Source organism: Photobacterium lutimaris, assembly GCF_003025555.1.
Taxonomy (GTDB): Bacteria; Pseudomonadota; Gammaproteobacteria; order Enterobacterales; family Vibrionaceae; genus Photobacterium; species Photobacterium lutimaris.
In genome coordinates this window covers 79,480-99,073 of record NZ_PYMH01000006.1, presented here as the reverse complement: position 1 = coordinate 99,073, position 19,594 = coordinate 79,480, and the positions used below count along the sequence as shown (strand labels likewise).

Sequence of the window (19,594 nt, the reverse complement as noted above, 5' to 3'; positions counted from 1 at the left end):
GTATACCACTTTGGAGGTATCAACAGACTATTGAACTAAAAATACGCCACAAAGCCATTATATCCACCAGAAATAGAGCCAATACCAGTATCCAGAAAGCTGGCCTGGTTATTGCTCAACTCTTGCTCGATACACTGAATGTCAAAGCCAAGGAGACCAACAGGTGAGCCCAAAAGAAAATACCTGGATTAAATCGACCTGTGCCTACTGCGGAGTAGGCTGTGGCATTGAAGCCAGAACAAACAGTCATGGCAAATTGGAAGTTCGCGGCGATAGTCAGCACCCCGCCAATTTAGGCAAGCTATGCTCGAAGGGGTTGGCCTTAGGTGAAACCGTAGGGATAGAAGGAAGGCTGCTAAAGCCGCAAATTAACCAGCAAGATGTCTCATGGGAAGAAGCACTGGCTGATGTCGCAGGACAGTTTAACCGTGTTATTGAACGGCATGGCAAGGAGGCAGTGGCCTTCTACGTCTCGGGGCAATTACTGACGGAGGATTACTATGTCGCCAATAAACTGATGAAGGGGTTTGTTGGTAGCGCCAATATCGATACCAACTCTCGCCTTTGTATGTCATCCAGTGTCGCTGGACATAAACGGGCGTTTGGGGCCGACATTGTCCCGGGCTGCTATGAAGATCTCGAAATGGCAGATTTAATCATACTGACGGGCTCGAACCTGGCTTGGTGCCATCCCGTTCTCTTCCAGCGTCTGCGTGAGGCTAAAGCCAAACGACACTGCAAAATCATCGTGATCGATCCGCGCAAGACACCGACCTGCGATATTGCCGACATGCACCTTCCCCTCTTACCGGGTAGCGATATTGCCCTGTTCAACGGCTTGCTGGCTTTCCTCAGTGAAAATAACTCATTGGATTTTGAGTACATAGAAGCGGCGACCGAAGGTCTGGATCTGGCATTGGCGACAGCGTTCCGGTTTGGCGATATCGAATCAGTACAGGCTGTGACAGGGCTCGATAAAGCGCAGATCCTTACTTTCTACCAACTTTTTGCCGCCAGCAAGAAAACCGTTACGGTTTACTCGCAAGGCGTCAACCAATCCACATCAGGTACCAATAAGGTCAACAGTATTCTCAACTGCCATCTGGCTACCGGCCGAGTGGGTAAACCGGGCAGCACGCCCTTCTCCGTAACCGGCCAACCCAATGCGATGGGGGGACGCGAGGTGGGCGGACTGGCCAACATGCTGGCTGCCCATATGGATTTTGGCAACCCGGAGCATACTCAACAGATCAGTGCATTTTGGCAAACAGATAACCTCGCGTCGGCACCGGGCCTCAAGGCTATTGATATGTTCAACGCCATCGAGAGCGGGCAAATCAAAGCCATCTGGATAATGGCAACCAACCCCGCCGTCAGCTTGCCAGAAAGCAAGCGTATCAGCACCATCTTGGCAAATTGCCCTTATGTGGTGGTGTCCGATTGCATGGCCGATACCGATACACTGCGCCATGCGAATGTGGCACTCCCCGCCCAAGGCTGGAGTGAAAAGTCAGGCACCGTCACCAACTCGGAGCGGCGGATCTCCCGCCAGCGACGCTTATTGCCGTCACCCGGCGAGGCCAAACCCGACTGGTGGATCATCTGTGAAGTGGCCAAGAAAATGGGCTTTGGCGATGCCTTCGACTACCACAATGAAGCCGACATATTCCGCGAATATGCCCAGATGACAACGCTGGGCCAAAAGGAGGCAACGGCCGGTATGAACAGGCACGGTGTCTGTGCACTGTCCAGACCGCTGAACCTGTCAGGGCTTACCGGCTTGACGGCAAAGCAATACCATCAAATGCCGCCGCAACAATGGCCGGTCACAACCTACAACCAACCGACGGTACGGCTATTTGGTAATGGCGAATTTGCCACACCATCGGGTAAAGCGCAGTTTATCGCCACCGACCACCGGCCGATCGCAGCAACCACCTCCCGCCAATACCCTTTACTGTTGAATAGCGGCCGGATACGGGATCACTGGCATACCATGACCCGAAGCGGGTTATCCCCCCGCCTCAGCGAACATATCAGCGAGCCTTTCCTCGCCCTGTCGCCGCAGGATGCCGAACGGTTTTCAATAAAGCCTAACGCCTTGGTTAACGTCATCAGCCGCAAGGGTGAAATCTTGTTGCGGGCACGGATCAGCAAGGAGTGCCAATCCGGTCACGTCTTTGCCCCGTTTCATTGGAACAATTGCACCACCAGCATGGGCAAAGTGAATACGCTTATCGCCGATCAGCGAGACCCTCTCTCAGGGCAACCGGAGTTCAAGGCAACACCGGTGAGGATTGAGCCATCGCCCTACCAGAGTGAAGCGCTGCTGATCACTCAGGACAAGCACATTGCAACCAGCATGAGCCCCCAGCAACATTGGACGAGCCAGCGCACCCATAACGGTCACCTTATTCGGGTGACATCCCAACAGCAACCTGAGCAATTACATACCTGGCTAGCGGCGCAGATGACTCATGTTCAGCGCTACGCTCAGGTTAAAGATCAGCAGCTTATTAGCATTGAAGTGAACAATGAAAGCCGTTATGCCCAATTTCAAGGCAACCAGCTCCACAGCGCCTTCATCGTTAGCGATGACTTACACCCTAGCGATTATGATTACTTGTATACCTTGATTGGCAGGCCGTTATCAGACCCGCTCGTGCAAGCCCTGTTTACCGGCAAAGCACCACCGGGGCATCAAAACGGCCGGCTGGTTTGCGCGTGCAAGCAAGTAGGCGTCAAAACTATAGAACAAGCGATTCGAGCAAAGTCTTGCTGCTCGGTAAAAGAGATCAGCGATGCGACCCAGGCGGGGACAGGATGCGGGAGTTGCTTACCGGAGCTGACATTGATGCTTGAAGAAATACAGATCAAGCCAATATGAAAAAAGCCTCGTCTTTAGACGAGGCTTGGATAAATCGATCACGCCGCTATGGTTACCATAGGCCAATCAGTTTCCACCACGCTCCGCCAATAACCATAAATACGGGAATAACCACCAAGGTGAAAAGAAAACCAATTTTCCACCACTGCTTGAGCGACATGTAACCGGCACCAAACAAAATCGGTGCAGGACCCGACGAGTAATGCGTGGTTGACATATACAAGTTACTGAACATCCCCAAGACAATGGCCGCCAGCATCGGCGGCGCTCCCGCACCGATCGCAATAGCGAGAAACGCAGAGTACATCGCACTAATATGAGCCATTGCACTGGCCATCAGGTAATGGCTGTAGAAGTACACCAACAGCAATATGGCCAAGGTGACAATCCAACCAAAGCCAGCCATGGAAGCGCCGACCTGATCACCAAACCAGTTGATGAAACCGAGTGAATTAAGCTGGCCTGCCATCATCACCAGTACTGCAAACCACACGATGGTGTGCCAGGCTTCTTTCTCTTTCAGAATATCATCCCACTGGATAGTTCCTGTGACGAGCAGGAACACCAGGCCCGCCAGTGCTGTCACTGTCGCATGCAGCGACAATACCGGACCGAACACCCACAACGTGACCATACCGACGAACGTGGCGGCGATCAGCCATTCGGCCTTGCTCATGGCCCCCATCTGCTTGAGTTCATCGCGAGCCATCTGACGCATTTCCGGGGTGCGTTTTAGCTCGGGCGGGAAGAATTTATACATAACCAGCGGGATCACCGCCAGGCAAACCAGACCGGGAACAATCGCCGCCAGTGCCCAACCAGCCCAGGAAATCTCCACCCCCTGCTCCGCAGCGAAGTTTGCCGCCAGCGGATTACCGGCCATTGAGGTCAAAAACATTGCACAGGTGATCGCATTGCACTGGAAAATGCACTGCACCAGAAAAGCACCAATTTTATTCTCGGTCCCTTTCTCGGGCGTCGAATCATACGCTTCTGCCACCGAGCGGAACAGCGGAGAGATAATTCCCCCGCAGCGAGCGGTGGTACTCGGGGTTGCCGGGGCAAAAAGCAAATCCGTCAACACCAAGCCATATGCCAACCCCAACGAACTGTGGCCGAGCTTGCTTATGAACAAATAACCGACCCGGCGACCAAAGCCAGTTTGGATAAACCCGCGCGAAATGAAGAAAGCCGCCGCAATCATCCATATAGTCGGGTGTGAAAAACCTGACAACGCAGTCCGGATTGGCAACAGCCCAGTCAGCGTCGTGGCAGTCAGCCCGATCATCGCCATCGCGCCCAGCGGCAACGGTGCGATAATCAAGCCGAGCACTGTCGCGACGAAGATTGTCATCATTTGCCATGCCTCGAGACTGAGCCCGTCGGGAACCGGCATGAACCAAATCACGGTACTGAGTACCACCAGCACCGCCAGTCGGGCGCGGGAAGATTGCAACCATTGCATCGTAAATCACTCCTTAGGAAAGTAAACTACGCCCGAATTTACCCCGCCCGACAGCAAAAAAGTTGTGTTAGGTCAGTTTCTTGAACATCCACCCCAAGGCATTTTTAAAAATGTTTTTGCCCTCATCTTCCGATGAAATATTTATTGAGAAAAGAGTAATTAAGACTGTTAACAACATAAAAAAAAGAATAAAAACCATAAAAACCAGAGTGTGAGCCGGGTAATATTTCCGTACGATAGCGCTGCTTGGTAGTCATCATTCACGTAATCTGTCCCACACAGGGAGGGGATGTGTCGTTCAATAAGAAAATTATGATCTGCCTGCTGCTGGTCTTGGCCGCGCAGGCACTGGTCTGGTGGTGGTTAGTCACCCCCAAGGCGATGGTGGTCCTGCGCCAAGAAGTGGCAACTCGTGCCATGGTGCAATCACGGCAGATCGCCGAATTGCGTCCATTGCAGCGCAGCGTGGCAGCCGGTGATATCGAGGCAGTTGTCGATTTGGTGGATGATCTCTACGCCAATAGCGATGCCGATTTCATTGTGATCGGCGATAAACAAGGTATTCGCATGGCGCACCCGATTGCCGAGCGTATCGGCTTGCCCATCATGGGCGGTGATATCGATGCAGCCCTGACAACCGGTGCCCACTACCTGTCCGAGGGCGTCGGCTCGCTGGGGCGTTCTCTGCGCTACATCACCCCGATCAAAAATGATCAGGGCGACATTATCGGGATGATCAAGGTCGGTTACCTGATTGATACCCTCAGCCAGTGGAAGCGGCTGTACTGGGCACCGATCTGGATTGCGGTGATCACCACCATTGCCTTTTCCGCCATGCTCACCTGGCTGATCTCGCAATGGATCCGCCGGGGCATGCAGGGGATGGAACCACAGGAGCTGCTCCAAATGCTCGATGTCAAACGGGCGATCCTCAATGCTACCCACGAAGGGATTATTGCTCTTGATCACCAAAACCATATCCTCGAATGCAACCACAACGCACGGCGCTGGCTGGGGCTGAGCGAACGTCCGTTGCTCGGCCACCCGGTGGGCAACATATTTTCCAGCGAGGGGTTTTGCGATGCCCACCGCGCCAGCGTGGCCGATCAGATGGCCCAGTTCAACGGCCATGCGGTGTTGGCCAGTCGGATTTCTCTCGCTGCAACGAATGGCGGCTGTGTGATCAGCTTCCGTCGCCGTGACGAAATGAGCCTGCTTACCGAACAACTGAGCCAGATCCGCCAGCATACGGAAAGCCTGAGGATCATGCGCCATGAGTACGCCAACAAACTGACCATCATTGGCGGGCTGATCCAAATGGGCAAAAGCGACAGTGCGCTTCAGCTTATCAATACCCACTCAGAGGGGCTGCAGCAATTGGTTGATCGCATTGCCCGGGTATGCCAACTCGATATGCTCGCAGGCCTGTTAATTGGCAAGTGCCACCGTGCTATGGAGCTACAGCTAGACTTTGGGCTCAGTGCTGACAGCACCATCAGCCGCCTGCCGCCCCGACTTACCGAGGAGGCCCTGTGCGCCATCGTCGGAAACCTGGTCGACAACAGCTTTGCAGCCTGTCACATGGGCAGCGGCAAGATTGAGCTGACCATCATTGACGAGGGGCCAGAATTGATGATCACCGTGTGCGACAATGGTTCCGGCATTGAGCCGACCATGCTCAATCGCATCTACGAGCTTGGTATTACCAGCAAGCAGACTGACGGCCATGGTATCGGCCTGCATCTGGTCAAAACCTATGTAGAGGAAGCACAGGGCTATATCGATCTCGACAGCGAGCCGGGGGCAACGACTTTCGCCCTCTATATCCCGTTTCCCCAGCCGACCGAAAATAAGGATGTATCGTGATCAGCGTATTAATCGTCGAAGATGAAAACACCATTGCCGATTTGCACAGTCAATTTATTGGCTCGCTCGACGGCTACCGGGTCGTAGGGATCGCCAGCACCGTGCAGCAGGCCACAATGATGCAACAGGCCCTAACACCTGATCTGATCCTGCTCGACCATTTCTTGCCAGATGGCCAAGGACTTGGTTTGCTGCGGCAATGGCGTACTCTTGCAAGCATGCCCAATATCGTTTTCGTCTCGGCAGCTAACGATGTCGAAGTGATCCGCGATGCCCTCGCACTGGGGGTGTTTGACTATCTAATCAAGCCAATTGACTACCAGCGCCTGCGTCATACCCTAGATCGTTTTCAGGCCTATCGGCACTCGCTGACCAGCGAACGGCCACTCCAGCAAGAGGAGCTGGATCAACTGCTGATAGCCAACAGTCAGCGCCCGCACAATCGCCGTGAAAGCCACGGGGTCGACCCGTATACCCTGGATCAGGTCATGGCCTGCTTCCGCTATGTCACCGAAGAGCACAACGCTTCCACGCTGGCAGAACAGGCGGGGCTGAGTAAAACCACCGCCCGGCGCTATCTCGACTACGCGGTTCGTCAGGGGCGGCTAGTCGCCCACTTGCAGCACGGCAGCGTCGGCCGGCCGATCCGCACCTACCACCGCCCCCACCCCTCGCCATCCCCCTAGTCCATGTGAAGCCTATTTTGTCTGGCCGAACGACAGATGTAAAAAAGCCAGCAATTAAGCTGGCTCTTTTGAATATGCCGGAGTGCTTTGTCGCTACACCGTGCGACAAATGCAAAAAAGCCCAGCATTTCTGCTGGGCTTCTTCTAAATGTGGCGGAGAGATAGGGATTTGAACCCTAGATACGCTACAAACGTATGCCGGTTTTCAAGACCGGTGCTTTCAACCACTCAGCCATCTCTCCGAATTGTATCACCTTAAAAGATGATGGCGGTGAGGGAGGGATTCGAACCCTCGATACGTTGCCGTATACACACTTTCCAGGCGTGCTCCTTCAGCCACTCGGACACCTCACCACATTGTTGTTTAGACGCTGTGCGTCTCAACGGCGGCTAATGTAATCACTTAGCGTATCAGGGTCAAGTGCTTTTACCGAATTCTTTGCCAAGTGGTGAGGAATGGATCAAATTGTACCAATGTCCAGCAAAACGCTAAGCCAAATATCTATGGCGCGTGCTACATACGCAAGATACACTACAATTTAACACGTATTATCAATCTATTATCTCTCTGGCTAATTATATCTAACTATCTCATTCGCGCTTGAATCAATTTTTTTTGGAGTGTTATGATCTTCCGGCTATTTTCTGCTTTCGCCTTTCTCACACTGGGCCTGACAGCCACCTTCAGCTATGCGCTCGAGGGACATTATGATGTTTGGAACCAAACGCTGGATGAGCAAATCGAACAGCTTAGCGCCCAGGACAATACACCTGAAATCGTCAAAGAGCTTGATACCCTGCAGCATGCCAAGGGGATGATAGAGAACGCGGCCAGTTTTGATGATAAAACGCAAAGCTACCGCCAACTGATTGAAGAATTTCCAGCCCTCAGCGAAAAGCTAAAGCAGCAAGTCAACCACTTTTCCACGACCAAATTTCCTGACTTCAGAGCACTGTCGCAAAAGGAATTGGCCAATGCCATTAAGCAGCAGGACGCTAAAATAAAGCAGCTGGAGCAAACCCGTAACAGCAGTAAAAACGAGCTGGGAGCGATTGAAAAAGGGATTGACGAATTTTCGACTCGCTCCAACCAACTGCGCGATTTAATCAGGCAGGAAGAACAAGCGCTGCGGCAACTAGAGAATCAACCGGATACCAATAACCAGCAACTGGTCCATCAAATATCCCATCAATACTATGTCAGCGAACTGTATATGCTAGAAGCAGAACAGCTCAGTGCGGGTAACCGCCGCACCCTCGTCAAACAACGTATCGAACTACAGAACTTAGAGATCGATGCCCGGCAGGCTTATCGCAACACATTACAACGTGAACTCTCGCGTCAGCAGCGTCTTGATACCGATATATCCTCAGAGGAAAACGATCAGTTTGATTTAGATCTTGACGGTCAGCCCGATGGCCTCCGTCAGCTGACCATCGACAACAAACGTTACATTACGGCGTTAAAAGGCATCACATCACGAAGCGAGCAGGTTCAGCAAAACCTGACCACCACTCGCGAACAAATCCGCCAAGTCGAAAGCACTGCCGACGATCTGGAAACCATGGCTGAATGGCTCAAGCTCAGCCCGGCATTCAGCGAAAACTTACGCACCCGTATCAGCCGCTTACCGGCCAACCCGCCCATTGTTCAGCTTGATAAGGATATAGCCCAAAATCAAATCAAAAAATACGAATACCAACAACTGGCTGACTCACTTAAAGAGAATACCTCTTTCCCCGACACTCGCAATCTGAGTGAAGAGCAATTCTTGCAGGAAAACGCTCTGATTGAAGCCAACCAAATACTGCTCGAAAAACTCATTGACCAAACCGATACCCTGATTTATCAGCAAGCCACACTGAAAGTCTCCTACGAGCAGCTAAATAGTAATCTCAACGACCTGCAAACGTCAGCAAGCAAGCAATTGTTTTGGGCACCTGATACCAACCCGGTCAACATCAGCTTTGTTATTGCCACCTGGGAAAAGCTCAAGTGGTTCTTTTCTCCTTATCAGTGGATTGGCTTTATCAAGTTTCCGGCGGTTGCGGACAAGGTGAAACTGTCGTTTGCACTGACCATTATTGCCGTGATCATCCTGGGCCTAAGCTGGTGCCGCAAATATTGGAAGCGCTACCTTACCGATACCAGCAAGAAAATCGGCAAAGTCACTCAAGATACCTTCCGCTATAGCTACGGCAATGTCTTCTTCTCGTTTCTATTGGCATGGCCGATCCCAATCATTGTCGGTTTGGTTGGGCTGACATTCTCCAGCGGTTGGCAATACCCATTTGTTCACCATCTCGGACAGGCGCTGACGCTACCTATGGCCCTGGTTATGTTCTGCTTCATGCGCGAATTAGTTCGCCCCAAAGGTTTGCTCGTTAGCCATTTTGAATGGGAGCAAGGGCTTATTGCCCGCTGTTTTACCCATTATAAGCAACTACTTTGGGTATATCTGCCGATGATGGTGATCCAGCAATTTGCCCACCTCTACAGCGACATTGATGTAAATGCCACCTTAGGCCGGTTGGCATTTATCATCAGCAATATCTCGGTCAGCTATTTCTTGTGGCGGATGTACAACGAAAGGCTGCCGATGACCTATGGCAGCCTACCGGAAGGCAAAGCCCATATAGGCCATCACCTGTTTTGGTGGATACTGATCCTGATCCCGCAGGGGCTGAATTACACGGCACTCAAAGGCTACCTCTCTTCATCCCAAGATGTGATGGGCAAGCTGGAGTTCTCCGCAGTCATCGGGGTGATCACTATCTTGATCTACTACCTTATCAAGCGGCTGATGCTGATCCAGAAACGGCGCCTGGCTTTTGAGCGTGCCAAAGCCAAACGTCAGGAAATCATCGCCCAGCGGATCGCAGAGGTAGAAGAAGATAAAGAGGAGCACTTCGGCAGCAACGAAATGCAAATTGATGTCGAAGAGCCGGAAGTAGATCTGGATAAAATCAGTGCCCAGTCACTTCGCTTATTACGCTCGCTGCTGCTCTTGATTTATGTCGCCTGCCTGTCTTCGGTTTGGGCCGACTTCTATCAGGCTATATCCTACCTTGGCGATGTGACCCTGTGGGATGTGAGCAATAAAATTGATGGTATTGACGAACTCAGTTCCATTTCGGTCAGCAGCGTATTACTGGGATTCCTTGCTCTGTGGCTCACCGCTATCGTTGCCCGCGACTTGCCCGGCGCAATGGAGTTGCTGATCCTCCAGCACCTCGACCTGTCACCGGGTACAGGCTATGCCATCACCTCTTTAACGCGATATGTCGCTATTATCATGGGGATCCTGATTGGTTCGGGATTAGTGGGATTTGACTGGTCCAAAATGCAATGGCTAGTCGCCGCACTCGGCGTCGGCCTGGGCTTCGGTCTCCAGGAGATTTTTGCCAACTTTATTTCTGGCTTGATCATCTTGTTTGAACGACCGATTCGAATTGGGGATACCATCACGATCCGCAACCTGACTGGGATCATTGCCAAAATCAATACCCGCGCGACCACCATTGTTGATTTCGACCGTAAGGAAGTGATAGTGCCGAACAAAGCATTTGTCACCGAGCAGTTCATCAACTGGTCACTGTCTGATCCTATCACCCGTGTCACATTGTCAATCAGTGTCAATTACTCGGCCAATACCGATGTGGTCACCAAGTTGCTGTTTGAAGCTGCGGAAGAATGTGAATTGGTACTGGACAACCCAGCCCCTGAAGTCTTCTTCCTGACCCTGACAGCCGACAGCCAGAACTTTGAAGTGAGGGCCTATGCTGCTGAAACGGCACACCGCCTGAGTTTGACCCATGACTTGCACAACCGGATCAAGCAGAAGTTCAACCAGTACGGCATTCAGATAGCCAACCCTCAACTTGAAATCCAAATGAAACGCCGCCGCAACTCAACGGCATGATGCCGGTACTTCAATACTAAAAAAGCCCCTTTCGGGGCTTTTTTTTAATTCTTGCTTCGTTCTGCAGCGCGCTCGTTTTGCATTTGAATATAGCTGCCCAAATGCATCGAGGCTGGTTTGCCGCGTAGGATGTAGGGTAATTCAGAAGGTGCCATGGCCGCTTTGCTGGCTGGACGCATTCTCACATACATAACCCGAAACATATTCTTGGCGACCCCCTGACAACAGCGATCGACCCAAGAGAAGAAGCGACCGAAAAGACCAATTTTCAACCATAGAATAAACTGGCTAGCGCCTAACATTGCTGCTAGCGACCAATGTACCTCAATCATTTTACTTCCCCGCTATTTATCGTTTTGCTTGCAGAACTGACTGAGGTAACTATGCCAATAAAATCATGAATAATATGCCTATGGCTGTAACTGAATTTAACCTGAACTGGCCTCTCCCATCGAGCAAAAACCATTTTTGAAATCAAAGATCTCAATGATGAAAACAAAACAAACCATTAACATGGAAAGCCGCCTGAAACATAAGGGGCTGATTTAACAGTCAATCACTAAAAAAACAAAAGACAAGACATAACAAAACAACAACAAACCAATATCGCTCAGATCAGTTCATTGATATAAATCAACTCATCAACCTTTCACACCCGTCACAAACAGAGATATGTTTTTACAATTGGAAACAGCCTGTTCAATGCTTTTCCGAGCATTTTATTGCAACTTAGACACCAATAAACGCAAAAACCCCTGAAGGCATAAGCCCTCAGAGGTCATAAAATTAAATCGTCTTGCGTTATCTATTAAGCTTGCTGGCAGTAACCCGGTACTCGGAACATACGGCGGCACATTTCTAGAAACTGGCCATAAACCACTCCAAGCGCACCCGATACAAAAGCGTTACTTGTCACAGCCGTGATGATCTGATCAAAATCAGCACCGACGACCAACAAGATACACGCATATACTGGCGACTGAAACATCACGTAGGCCAACATATCTGATAGCCCTTTCATCCAACCCGCTGATGATAGCTTCATCCCTTGTCGGATCATCATGTCGCGAAAAACACCATAAGGCCAAGCTATCGCTATATTTACAGGAATCGACAAGGTTCTTGAGGCGAGTGACTGTTCGAATGTCATTCCAGAAACGAACACTTCTATCATCATGCCTGTAATAAAACTAAAAATTACCATCGCAAAAGTATCGGCGGCAGCACTTCTTACGTTAAATTGCCCTTTAACAGACATAACAAAACCTCAAATATAGTAAATATAACCAGACATTGAATACTGAGCAGTGAGATGAACTGGGTATCAAGCAATAACCCAGCTGATTTGCGTATTAGAACAGGAAATTTAAAGAATTACCCACCAAAGATCGCAATCGTTTGTAAGTTTACAACTAATTATGGCTCAGTCTTTGGCATGATCGGCTACCCCGGCACCACTGACGTGCCACAAACGTAAACAGCCATACCTCTAACCGCCAAAAACAAACATCTTCTTGGCAATCGAGGCGGTTTAATCGCTGGTTTAATGATGGTTTCAGAGGTTACAACCAATATTAAGCTAAAGACAAACGAGGTAACAATGTCATTATCCCGTTATACACCACAACAAAAGACAAACCGTAAGCTTTTGATTTAAATGAAATATAATAAAAATTAAAAAACATACCGTTGAGGAATAAATCTCATCAAATATTAATCCATATTTAATCCGTACGTATCAGATGAAAATTTCACAAAAGATAAGCTTTTATTCATCACGATTGCTAATAATGACAATAAGCAGCAATAAAAAGCAATTAACTCTAGAGGGGCGTAAGGGCCTTATTGGCTAGAAAGCATCAAAGTAGAAATAAAAAGCCCCAGCAAATGCTGAGGCTTTTTACCGATCCCCAAGCACCTTAACGTTACTTGGGTATCGACGCTGTGATTCTAAAACAGTCACTCTCGTGGCAGTGATTCTAGTACCTCAACAATGGGGTAATCAGCCGGACAGAGCGTGAACGCCTTGATCTCATCACACTCGACCCATGTCGCATCCTGATGGCTATGAAGTACTAGCTCACCGGATACCCAATGGGTCAAATAACCTTTGAGGTGAACGACTTTATCACCGTAGTCAAACACGCTGTCAGCAAGAAACTGCCCAGTTGCGCTTTCAATCGCCAACTCTTCCCGCAGTTCCCGCTCCAATGCCTGTTGGTCGGTTTCTCCGGCTTCCACTTTACCACCGGGAAATTCCCACAACCCGCCTTGGCTAGCATGCTCGTGACGCTGAGTAAGCAGGTACTTACCTTGTTTTTCTATCACGCCCGCTACCACCAATATGACCGGTTTGCTGTTACTCGACTCTGATGCCATCACATCATTTTCCACAGCACTGCTTGAACTTCTTGCCACTCTCACACAGGCAGGGATCGTTCCGGCCTATCTCTTTATAAGGGTTCACCGCTTTAGCAGCATTGCCCTGCTGAAGGTCGTCCGCCGCCATAACGACTTCGGTTAACATCAACGGCAACTGAGCATACAGTTCAGCAGGTGCTGGCATTCCGGTGACACCGGCTTCTTGCATCTGGGCCAGGGTATGTTGCTCATCCATCATCAGCATTACTGTGGTGATCAATGCCGATAACATCCGCATTGTGCCGTCAGTCAGCGGCTGCTCAGCCCAGTTTGGCTCAATATGTGGCCATACAGCCAAGAAACCTTCTGCAAATTGCTGCATTGCTTCGGTCAATTCACCCGCATCTTCAAAGCTTAGCTCTGGAGGGAGTGCATACTCACCGGCTTTGATATGGCGATACTGCAGTTCAAAATGGTTCAACACCGCCATTTTGTCATCTTGGCCCAGCGCAACCGGCTCACCTTCATCAATACCACCAGTCAGCAGAACGGGCAGCCAGGTTTCTGGCGCTAGTGGTTTTGGGTTTGCATTGGCAGCCAACAGCGCACCTTCAATAAAGGTTGCCGGCATTCCTTCCCAAGCCTCAGGTAACGTCATTAGTTGTGTCATGGTCGGTTCTCGTAGTCTGTTTCGTGGGCTGATTATATACCCAAGTCACCGCAAGTTGCAGGATTCGCGATTTACTTGGTCATATCGCTTTTTGCGCCAGAACAGAAAAATGCTGACAAAAAGACAAACCAGTTGAACTTTGCAGCAATTGGTGGCAAAAAGAAGGGGTTATCATCAGGATGGTGGAATTAAATGACAGGTAGCAGTGCAATCATCGCTGGCGGCAGTGGATTGGTCGGTGATGAGCTTTTACATCTTCTTCTCAAGCAACCGGACATAATGGCTGTTTACGCTCTTTCCCGGCGCGAACTGCCTCTGCACGGCAGCAAGCTTCATCAGATCATCCATCCCGAATTGCGTATCACTGAATGGGAAGACTCCTCCCCAACCCCAACCATCGGATTTATCTGTCTGGGTACCACCAAAAAGCAGGCTGGAACCCAAAAAGCCCTGGAAGCGGTGGATTACCAGTTGGTCAAAGACGTGGCAAAAAACATGAAGATACTGGGTGTCAGGCATATCGTAGTGATATCCAGCCTATTTGCCAGCCCTTGGTCCCCCTCTCATTACCTGCGTTGCAAAGGGAAAATGGAGCAAGCGTTGGTGAAAATGGACTTTGAACATTGTATTTTTGTCCGTCCAGGTCCGCTCAAGGGCGATCGTAGCAAGCCAAGAAACGACGAGCTGCTGGTACAAGGGCTCTTCGATGTCATCCATCCGTTGGTAATTGGCCCTCTCGCCAATCTGGCTCCTATCCCTGCCGAGCAAGTTGCCCAAAAAATGTTAACCCTAGCCCAAGAGGCCCAAAGGCACGAACTACCGAAAGTATTTTCCCTCTCGGGACGTATGCTTGCCCCAAACTAAGGAATATTCTGGTATTGGACAAGCCCGCCATTACCCACTAGAATCTCGCACCCAACAGGCACGACGCTGACAGCCCGGATCAGCCCTCGCCTATACTTTTGCACACTGCACAAAAGAGAAATCACATGCGAGTAATTCTAGGCCCGATGGAAGGTGTTCTTGACCACCTGATGCGGGAAATGCTGACAGACATCAATGATTATGATCTTTGCGTCACGGAGTTTGTCCGTGTGGTTGATCAGTTATTGCCAAGCAGTGTGTTTTACCGCTTGTGTCCCGAATTACGTCAAGGCGGAAAAACCGTCGCCGGCACGCCAGTTCGCGTCCAGCTTTTGGGGCAAGACCCTCACTGGCTGGCAGAAAACGCCCATCGCGCGGTTTCCCTTGGCTCTCCCGGCATTGACATCAACTTCGGCTGCCCGGCCAAATCGGTCAATAAAAGCCGAGGCGGTGCAGTTCTCCTCCAAGACCCAGACTTAATGTACGACATTGTCAAAGCAGTACGTGCCGCAACCGATCCCCGCCTGCCGGTCACGGCCAAGGTCCGTTTGGGCTGGGATGATCCCAACCACTGCTTTGAAATTGCCGATGCCGTCGCTCAAGCGGGTGCCGACGAGATTGCCGTTCATGCCCGTACCAAGACCGATGGCTACAAGGCCGAGACCATCAAGTGGGATTACATCCACCAGCTGAAAGAAAAAATGACCACGCCAATCATTGCCAATGGCGAGATCTGGAATTACCAAGATGGCCAGCGCTGCGTAGCGGCCACCGGCAGTGATGCCCTGATGGTGTGCCGCGGTGCGATTAACCTGCCAAACCTTGGCAATGTGGTGAAATATAATCAAGAACACATGCGCTGGGAAGAAGTGCTCCAGCTCTTGCTGAAGTACTCCACCTATGAAATCAAAGGGGATAAAGGGCTGTATTACCCGAACCGCATCAAACAGTGGTTTGCCTACCTGCGCCATCAATACCCACAGGCCAAAGCACTGTTTGCCGATATCCGCAAACACAACAAAGCGGGCCCTATTGTCGATATTCTCCAGCGCAGCTACGCCGAGCTCGCAGCCTGATTGCCAGCACCAACCAAACATAAAAAAGCCAGCAACATGTCAATGTGCTGGCTTTCTCTTTTTTGGCTAAATCGCAACGTGCGATAGTTACTTGAGCTGGTTTTAATGTAACGTATTTTTATCAAGCCCTGCGCTCACGTCGAATTTGCGCCAAGGCGTCCTGAACCGTATCCAGTTCGTTATCGGTTAATTCGCTAAATGCCGCCAAATAAGCAAGCCGGGTCACTTCCGTTTTGCGACGCCGCTCTTCGTGCTCATGCACCTTGTATGACCGGTTTGCTTGGAAGTGCTGAAAAAAACGTTCGATATCTTCCCCCGCCAAACTCGATTCCGGTTTGAGGTAGTCCGTCATAATTTTAACGAAGTCATCCGGCAGGTGGATATTGAACTTGGGATCCATCGAATAGATAAACGACAGTTCCATTGCCTGCCTGTTCTCTTCCCGGCAACGCCAGAACTGCGCTGTACAGCCATGGGTGATCTGGACATCCCCTACTTTATGCAGAGATTGCAGCGCTTTTCCTACGTCTGTCGCACTGCCCACCAGCAAACATTCAAATCCCTGCGAAATGGCATACACTCCGCACTCCCGTGGCAGTGTCTCACGATTGACCATTGAGCACTGGTGGCTTGGCATTGGAATTCTTGGCTTGTATGCCCGCCTCAGAGCACTCATTGCACTTACCCTACATCATCATTTTGAGTAAGTATCCATATGCAGACATTTTTTTCAAGAGTTTGATGCTAAAAGAAAATATAAATAAAAGTTTAAGTTCTGGGACTTAGGTCGATTTCAACCGAGGAAAGGGGAATTAAGCAAGCTTATCACCTCCCCTCTTGCGCATTATTGGCGATCAAAGAGGGAAGGAAAAAAGTGTTAGAGGTTAGCGATTCGGATGGTTCAGGATGTGGTCTTCCCAATCGATAACGTCAATCTCATACACCACGCTATCACGTACCGACTCATTCGCGGCATGCATGGCATCTTTCGAGCCAGTGAGCAATGGGTGCCATTCAGGCAGTGCTTTGCCTTCAGCCAGCAAACGGTAGGCGCAGGTTTCCGGCAACCAAACGAACTCGTCGATGCGATCGCGGGTCAGCTTGAGGCACTCTTCACCGGACTCAAAGCGGTTTGGGTAGTCTTTGCAAGAACAGGTCTTGTTGTCCAGCAGGCTGCAGGCAACATTGGTGTAGTAGATTTCATCGGTATCATCATCGATCAACTTGTGCAGGCAGCATTTGCCGCAGCCGTCACACAGCGCTTCCCACTCCTGATCGGTCATTTCCTTTAAATCTTTCTCTTGCCAATAGTGCGTCATCACTTTGCCTTCTGTTGCTCTCACCTTGCGACTTGCCAAGGCCTATCATGGAGGCGGTTTTATAGCTTCCACACCCACAAAGTGCAAGTACTTCTGGCCCTTTGCCACCAATATCACCATGTAATAAGAATCACTCTTATCCCTAACCGGTAAAGTCACATTTTTTTGATCCCGTGCGGAGAGAGTGGTAACGTTCGCAACCGTTTTAATTAGTGTAGATGAGTGGTAAATGATGGAGTGTCGATTAGGCTGTGGAGCGTGCTGTATTGCACCAAGTATTTCTTCGCCGATCCCCGGTATGCCGAAAGGGAAACCTGCTGGCGTTCGCTGCATTCAGCTTAATGACAATAATCTATGCAAGATTTTCGGCCAGCCAGAACGGCCCGCCGTCTGTCATCAATTTAAAGCCTGCTCGTCACTGTGTGGGAGTAGTAACAAGCAGGCATTGGATAATATTACCGAATTGGAAAGTCTGACCTAAACCGAAACCTTGCCGGTTAAGATACGCAAAACAGACTTGGCGTGCTCAACGGCCTGATGGCCTGAGTGCGTAAGGTAACCGCCATCTTCCTGTGTCACCAACCCTTTCGCATACAACCGCTGTGCTGCTTGTACCAGCTCAGGCATGGCATCACTGCGTACTTTTATCCCCTCCAAATCACTGTGCATTGGGAATTTCACTAGCAAGTTCATCTCGTGAACTAAATCGGCATTGTACGGCATGCTTTTCTCTCTTACTGAATTAACCTAACAATAATATTAGCGGCTTGGCAGAATAATTGTAGGTGTTGAGATCAATTCAGTGACATCACGAAAGCGAGCAAGATCATATTTTTGCTATAAAAAAACCGCCCAAAGGGGCGGTTTATTCAATCTTGCGCTTAACCGTTATGCTTGGATACCAACAATCAGCCAAGGCGCATTAGCTGCACGCAAATCACGCTCAAGGTGCCAGATATCAGTAATATCCTCTTCAACACCTTCCTGACGATCTTTGTAGCGGCCAGAGAATTTAATACTCAGCTGCGCGATATTGGCATCGTAGTCAGCACGTACCAGCTCGGCATCAACGTACATGACTTCGGTATGCTGTTCACCGTCAAGCTTGGCGCGCTCGGCAATCAAGTCATCAAGCAATGCCGGGCTGACATACTCGCGGATTTTGCCTAGCTCATTATGGTTCCATGCACCTTGGATTGTACGGTAATGTTCACGAGAGCCGTTTAGGAATGCATTCATATTAAAGCCTGGAGGCAGATTGAATGGTACGTCGCTATCGGTTGATACGTACTCTTCCTGCGCCATGCCACCCTGATTCGCCTGCTGGCGGAACTGGTTCGGTTGCTGCGGCTGACGTGGGGCGTTGCCGGCATACGCTTCGCGGTGACCCATCGGGGTCGATTTTGCGCTACGCATGGTTTTAAATAATTTGAAGATAACAAAGGCAATTAAGCCCATAATCAGAATATCCATGAACTGGATACCTTCAAACGCACCGCCGAAGAAGGCTGCAAGCAATCCACCGGCCAAGAGACCGCCCATCAGGCCGCCCATTAGTCCTTTCTTGCTTGATGTTGCTGCCTGATTCGCGCCTGGTTGCTGCTGCTGTCTCAGGGTGTCCGTTTGTTGCGGTTGTTGCTTTTTCACTGGCGCAGTTTTAAAGCTTTTGCCAAATGATTTACCGCCACCAAATCTCTTTGCCTCAACCTCTGGCGCGATAAACGCAACCGTTAAGATCAGGGCAAATATTGTGAAGATGCGTTTCATTTGAATGAATTACCTTTGCCTTATATCGAAGGTTGCATCGTAAACCGCTTCAACTGAATGTCAACCAAACCACATAAGCAAATTGTTACTAATATTTAGTATCGACGAAATTCTGTCTTGTCATGCTAGACTGGGTTAAGTTTTAACCTTAATAACTTCAAAGTGTTAATAATTTTTATCTAGACGGGATCATATATGCAAGATACTCACAGCAAACTGATCGGATATCTATTGTGGATTTTCGGTTTCACCGGTGCCCACCGCTTTTACTACGGCAAGCCGGTCACCGGCACTATCTGGTTTTTCACGCTGGGACTGTTCGGCATCGGGTGGTTGATTGACCTGTTCCTGATCCCTTCCATGGACAGAGAAGCCGACCTGCGTTTCCAGGGCGGTGATATCGACTATACCGTTGCCTGGCTACTACTGACGTTCCTGGGCGTCTTTGGTGTGCACCGAATGTACATGGGCAAATGGCTGACCGGTCTCTTGTATCTGTGCACCTTCGGCTTTTTCCTGATCGGAATCTTAATCGACTTCTGGACCCTCAACGATCAAGTCTCGATTCAAAACCAGGAGCGGCGCCGAACCTAGCGATGCTGTTAAAATAGTCAATAATAATGCCAGCATTCAAATTAGTGCTGGTATTTGCCATGACTAGGCTCACAACTCACCAAGTAATTGTCAGAAATAGTTACCGTAAAAGATAA

17 protein-coding genes and 2 tRNA genes are annotated in these 19,594 nt (G+C 50.0%); 8 read left to right on the top strand and 11 right to left on the bottom strand.

The window, feature by feature from the left end:
• Positions 1-163: 163 nt before the first annotated feature.
• Positions 164-2,887: a nitrate reductase gene (locus C9I99_RS13710; protein ID WP_107349452.1), complete on the top strand. Its 2,724-nt coding sequence runs from the start codon at positions 164-166 to the stop codon at positions 2,885-2,887.
• A 52-nt stretch (positions 2,888-2,939) separates the two neighbouring features.
• Here C9I99_RS13710 and C9I99_RS13705 read toward each other — a convergent pair whose 3' ends face one another.
• Positions 2,940-4,352 (bottom strand): anion permease, encoded by a 1,413-nt coding sequence (locus C9I99_RS13705; protein WP_166645436.1) that lies wholly within the window; start codon positions 4,350-4,352, stop codon positions 2,940-2,942.
• A 291-nt stretch (positions 4,353-4,643) separates the two neighbouring features.
• Between C9I99_RS13705 and C9I99_RS13700 the strand changes: the two genes are divergently transcribed.
• Together C9I99_RS13700 and C9I99_RS13695 are read left to right on the top strand one after the other, a co-directional pair.
• On the top strand, positions 4,644-6,218 hold the full coding sequence (locus C9I99_RS13700; RefSeq protein ID WP_107349451.1) for an ATP-binding protein: 1,575 nt from the start codon (positions 4,644-4,646) through the stop codon (positions 6,216-6,218).
• Complete coding sequence (locus tag C9I99_RS13695) at positions 6,215-6,904, top strand: response regulator (protein ID WP_166645437.1); 690 nt, start codon at positions 6,215-6,217, stop codon at positions 6,902-6,904. The genes C9I99_RS13700 and C9I99_RS13695 overlap by 4 nt, the downstream gene beginning before the upstream one ends.
• A 151-nt stretch (positions 6,905-7,055) precedes the next feature.
• Here C9I99_RS13695 and C9I99_RS13690 read toward each other — a convergent pair.
• Positions 7,056-7,146: transfer RNA gene (locus C9I99_RS13690), tRNA-Ser, on the bottom strand.
• A gap of 24 nt (positions 7,147-7,170) precedes the next feature.
• Positions 7,171-7,258 (bottom strand) — tRNA-Ser (locus C9I99_RS13685).
• Positions 7,259-7,530: 272 nt separating this feature from the next.
• Between C9I99_RS13685 and mscM the strand changes: the two genes are divergently transcribed.
• Entirely contained in the window at positions 7,531-10,827 is a 3,297-nt protein-coding gene (gene mscM / locus C9I99_RS13680) for a miniconductance mechanosensitive channel MscM (RefSeq protein ID WP_107349449.1), read from the top strand.
• 44 nt (positions 10,828-10,871) lie between these two features.
• Here mscM and C9I99_RS13675 read toward each other — a convergent pair whose 3' ends face one another.
• The 4 genes from C9I99_RS13675 to C9I99_RS13660 form a co-directional block, all read right to left on the bottom strand.
• Positions 10,872-11,159: a hypothetical protein gene (locus C9I99_RS13675; RefSeq protein ID WP_107349448.1), complete on the bottom strand. Its 288-nt coding sequence runs from the start codon at positions 11,157-11,159 to the stop codon at positions 10,872-10,874.
• 476 nt (positions 11,160-11,635) lie between these two features.
• Positions 11,636-12,085, bottom strand: a complete 450-nt coding sequence (locus C9I99_RS13670; protein ID WP_107349447.1) for an L-alanine exporter AlaE — start codon at positions 12,083-12,085, stop codon at positions 11,636-11,638.
• A 701-nt stretch (positions 12,086-12,786) separates the two neighbouring features.
• Positions 12,787-13,206 carry a (deoxy)nucleoside triphosphate pyrophosphohydrolase gene (locus C9I99_RS13665; RefSeq protein WP_107349630.1) on the bottom strand — a complete coding sequence of 140 codons (420 nt, stop codon included), beginning with the start codon at positions 13,204-13,206 and terminating at the stop codon, positions 12,787-12,789.
• Between the two features lie 4 nt (positions 13,207-13,210).
• Entirely contained in the window at positions 13,211-13,858 is a 648-nt protein-coding gene (locus tag C9I99_RS13660) for a YecA family protein (protein ID WP_107349446.1), read from the bottom strand.
• 192 nt (positions 13,859-14,050) lie between these two features.
• On the opposite strand from C9I99_RS13660, the gene C9I99_RS13655 reads away from it, so the two are divergent.
• Both C9I99_RS13655 and dusC read left to right on the top strand, forming a co-directional pair.
• On the top strand, positions 14,051-14,722 hold the full coding sequence (locus C9I99_RS13655) for a Rossmann-fold NAD(P)-binding domain-containing protein (RefSeq protein WP_107349445.1): 672 nt from the start codon (positions 14,051-14,053) through the stop codon (positions 14,720-14,722).
• A gap of 125 nt (positions 14,723-14,847) precedes the next feature.
• Entirely contained in the window at positions 14,848-15,798 is a 951-nt protein-coding gene (gene dusC, locus C9I99_RS13650; RefSeq protein WP_107349444.1) for a tRNA dihydrouridine(16) synthase DusC, read from the top strand.
• A 121-nt stretch (positions 15,799-15,919) separates the two neighbouring features.
• On the opposite strand, the gene C9I99_RS13645 is transcribed toward dusC, so the two are convergent.
• Positions 15,920-16,474 (bottom strand): hypothetical protein, encoded by a 555-nt coding sequence (locus C9I99_RS13645; protein ID WP_133638234.1) that lies wholly within the window; start codon positions 16,472-16,474, stop codon positions 15,920-15,922.
• Positions 16,475-16,682: 208 nt separating this feature from the next.
• Positions 16,683-17,117 carry a YcgN family cysteine cluster protein gene (locus tag C9I99_RS13640; RefSeq protein WP_107349442.1) on the bottom strand — a complete coding sequence of 145 codons (435 nt, stop codon included), beginning with the start codon at positions 17,115-17,117 and terminating at the stop codon, positions 16,683-16,685.
• A gap of 232 nt (positions 17,118-17,349) precedes the next feature.
• On the opposite strand from C9I99_RS13640, the gene C9I99_RS13635 reads away from it, so the two are divergent.
• On the top strand, positions 17,350-17,598 hold the full coding sequence (locus tag C9I99_RS13635; protein ID WP_107349629.1) for a YkgJ family cysteine cluster protein: 249 nt from the start codon (positions 17,350-17,352) through the stop codon (positions 17,596-17,598).
• On the opposite strand, the gene C9I99_RS13630 is transcribed toward C9I99_RS13635, so the two are convergent.
• Together C9I99_RS13630 and C9I99_RS13625 are read right to left on the bottom strand one after the other, a co-directional pair.
• A complete protein-coding gene (locus C9I99_RS13630) occupies positions 17,595-17,840 on the bottom strand; it encodes a TIGR02647 family protein (protein ID WP_107349441.1) in 246 nt (81 codons plus the stop codon). The two genes, C9I99_RS13635 and C9I99_RS13630, sit on opposite strands and share 4 nt — an antisense overlap.
• A 165-nt stretch (positions 17,841-18,005) precedes the next feature.
• Entirely contained in the window at positions 18,006-18,884 is an 879-nt protein-coding gene (locus C9I99_RS13625) for a Tim44 domain-containing protein (RefSeq protein WP_107349440.1), read from the bottom strand.
• Positions 18,885-19,079: 195 nt separating this feature from the next.
• Between C9I99_RS13625 and C9I99_RS13620 the strand changes: the two genes are divergently transcribed.
• Positions 19,080-19,478 (top strand): NINE protein, encoded by a 399-nt coding sequence (locus C9I99_RS13620; RefSeq protein ID WP_107349439.1) that lies wholly within the window; start codon positions 19,080-19,082, stop codon positions 19,476-19,478.
• The last annotated feature ends 116 nt before the right edge of the window (positions 19,479-19,594 follow it).

Excerpts from the sequence above, each read along its gene's own strand:
- C9I99_RS13660 (WP_107349446.1), bottom strand. The coding sequence starts at position 13,858 with ATGACACAACTAATGACGTTACCTGAGGCTTGGGAAGGAATGCCGGCA.
- C9I99_RS13630 (WP_107349441.1), bottom strand. The coding sequence starts at position 17,840 with ATGCCGTACAATGCCGATTTAGTTCACGAGATGAACTTGCTAGTGAAA.
- C9I99_RS13655 (WP_107349445.1), top strand. The coding sequence starts at position 14,051 with ATGACAGGTAGCAGTGCAATCATCGCTGGCGGCAGTGGATTGGTCGGT.
- C9I99_RS13635 (WP_107349629.1), top strand. The coding sequence starts at position 17,350 with ATGGAGTGTCGATTAGGCTGTGGAGCGTGCTGTATTGCACCAAGTATT.
- C9I99_RS13675 (WP_107349448.1), bottom strand. The coding sequence starts at position 11,159 with ATGATTGAGGTACATTGGTCGCTAGCAGCAATGTTAGGCGCTAGCCAG.
- C9I99_RS13620 (WP_107349439.1), top strand. The coding sequence starts at position 19,080 with ATGCAAGATACTCACAGCAAACTGATCGGATATCTATTGTGGATTTTC.
- mscM (WP_107349449.1), top strand. The coding sequence starts at position 7,531 with ATGATCTTCCGGCTATTTTCTGCTTTCGCCTTTCTCACACTGGGCCTG.
- C9I99_RS13645 (WP_133638234.1), bottom strand. The coding sequence starts at position 16,474 with ATGAGTGCTCTGAGGCGGGCATACAAGCCAAGAATTCCAATGCCAAGC.
- C9I99_RS13705 (WP_166645436.1), bottom strand. The coding sequence starts at position 4,352 with ATGCAATGGTTGCAATCTTCCCGCGCCCGACTGGCGGTGCTGGTGGTA.
- C9I99_RS13665 (WP_107349630.1), bottom strand. The coding sequence starts at position 13,206 with ATGGCATCAGAGTCGAGTAACAGCAAACCGGTCATATTGGTGGTAGCG.
- C9I99_RS13640 (WP_107349442.1), bottom strand. The coding sequence starts at position 17,117 with ATGACGCACTATTGGCAAGAGAAAGATTTAAAGGAAATGACCGATCAG.
- C9I99_RS13625 (WP_107349440.1), bottom strand. The coding sequence starts at position 18,884 with ATGAAACGCATCTTCACAATATTTGCCCTGATCTTAACGGTTGCGTTT.
- dusC (WP_107349444.1), top strand. The coding sequence starts at position 14,848 with ATGCGAGTAATTCTAGGCCCGATGGAAGGTGTTCTTGACCACCTGATG.
- C9I99_RS13670 (WP_107349447.1), bottom strand. The coding sequence starts at position 12,085 with ATGTCTGTTAAAGGGCAATTTAACGTAAGAAGTGCTGCCGCCGATACT.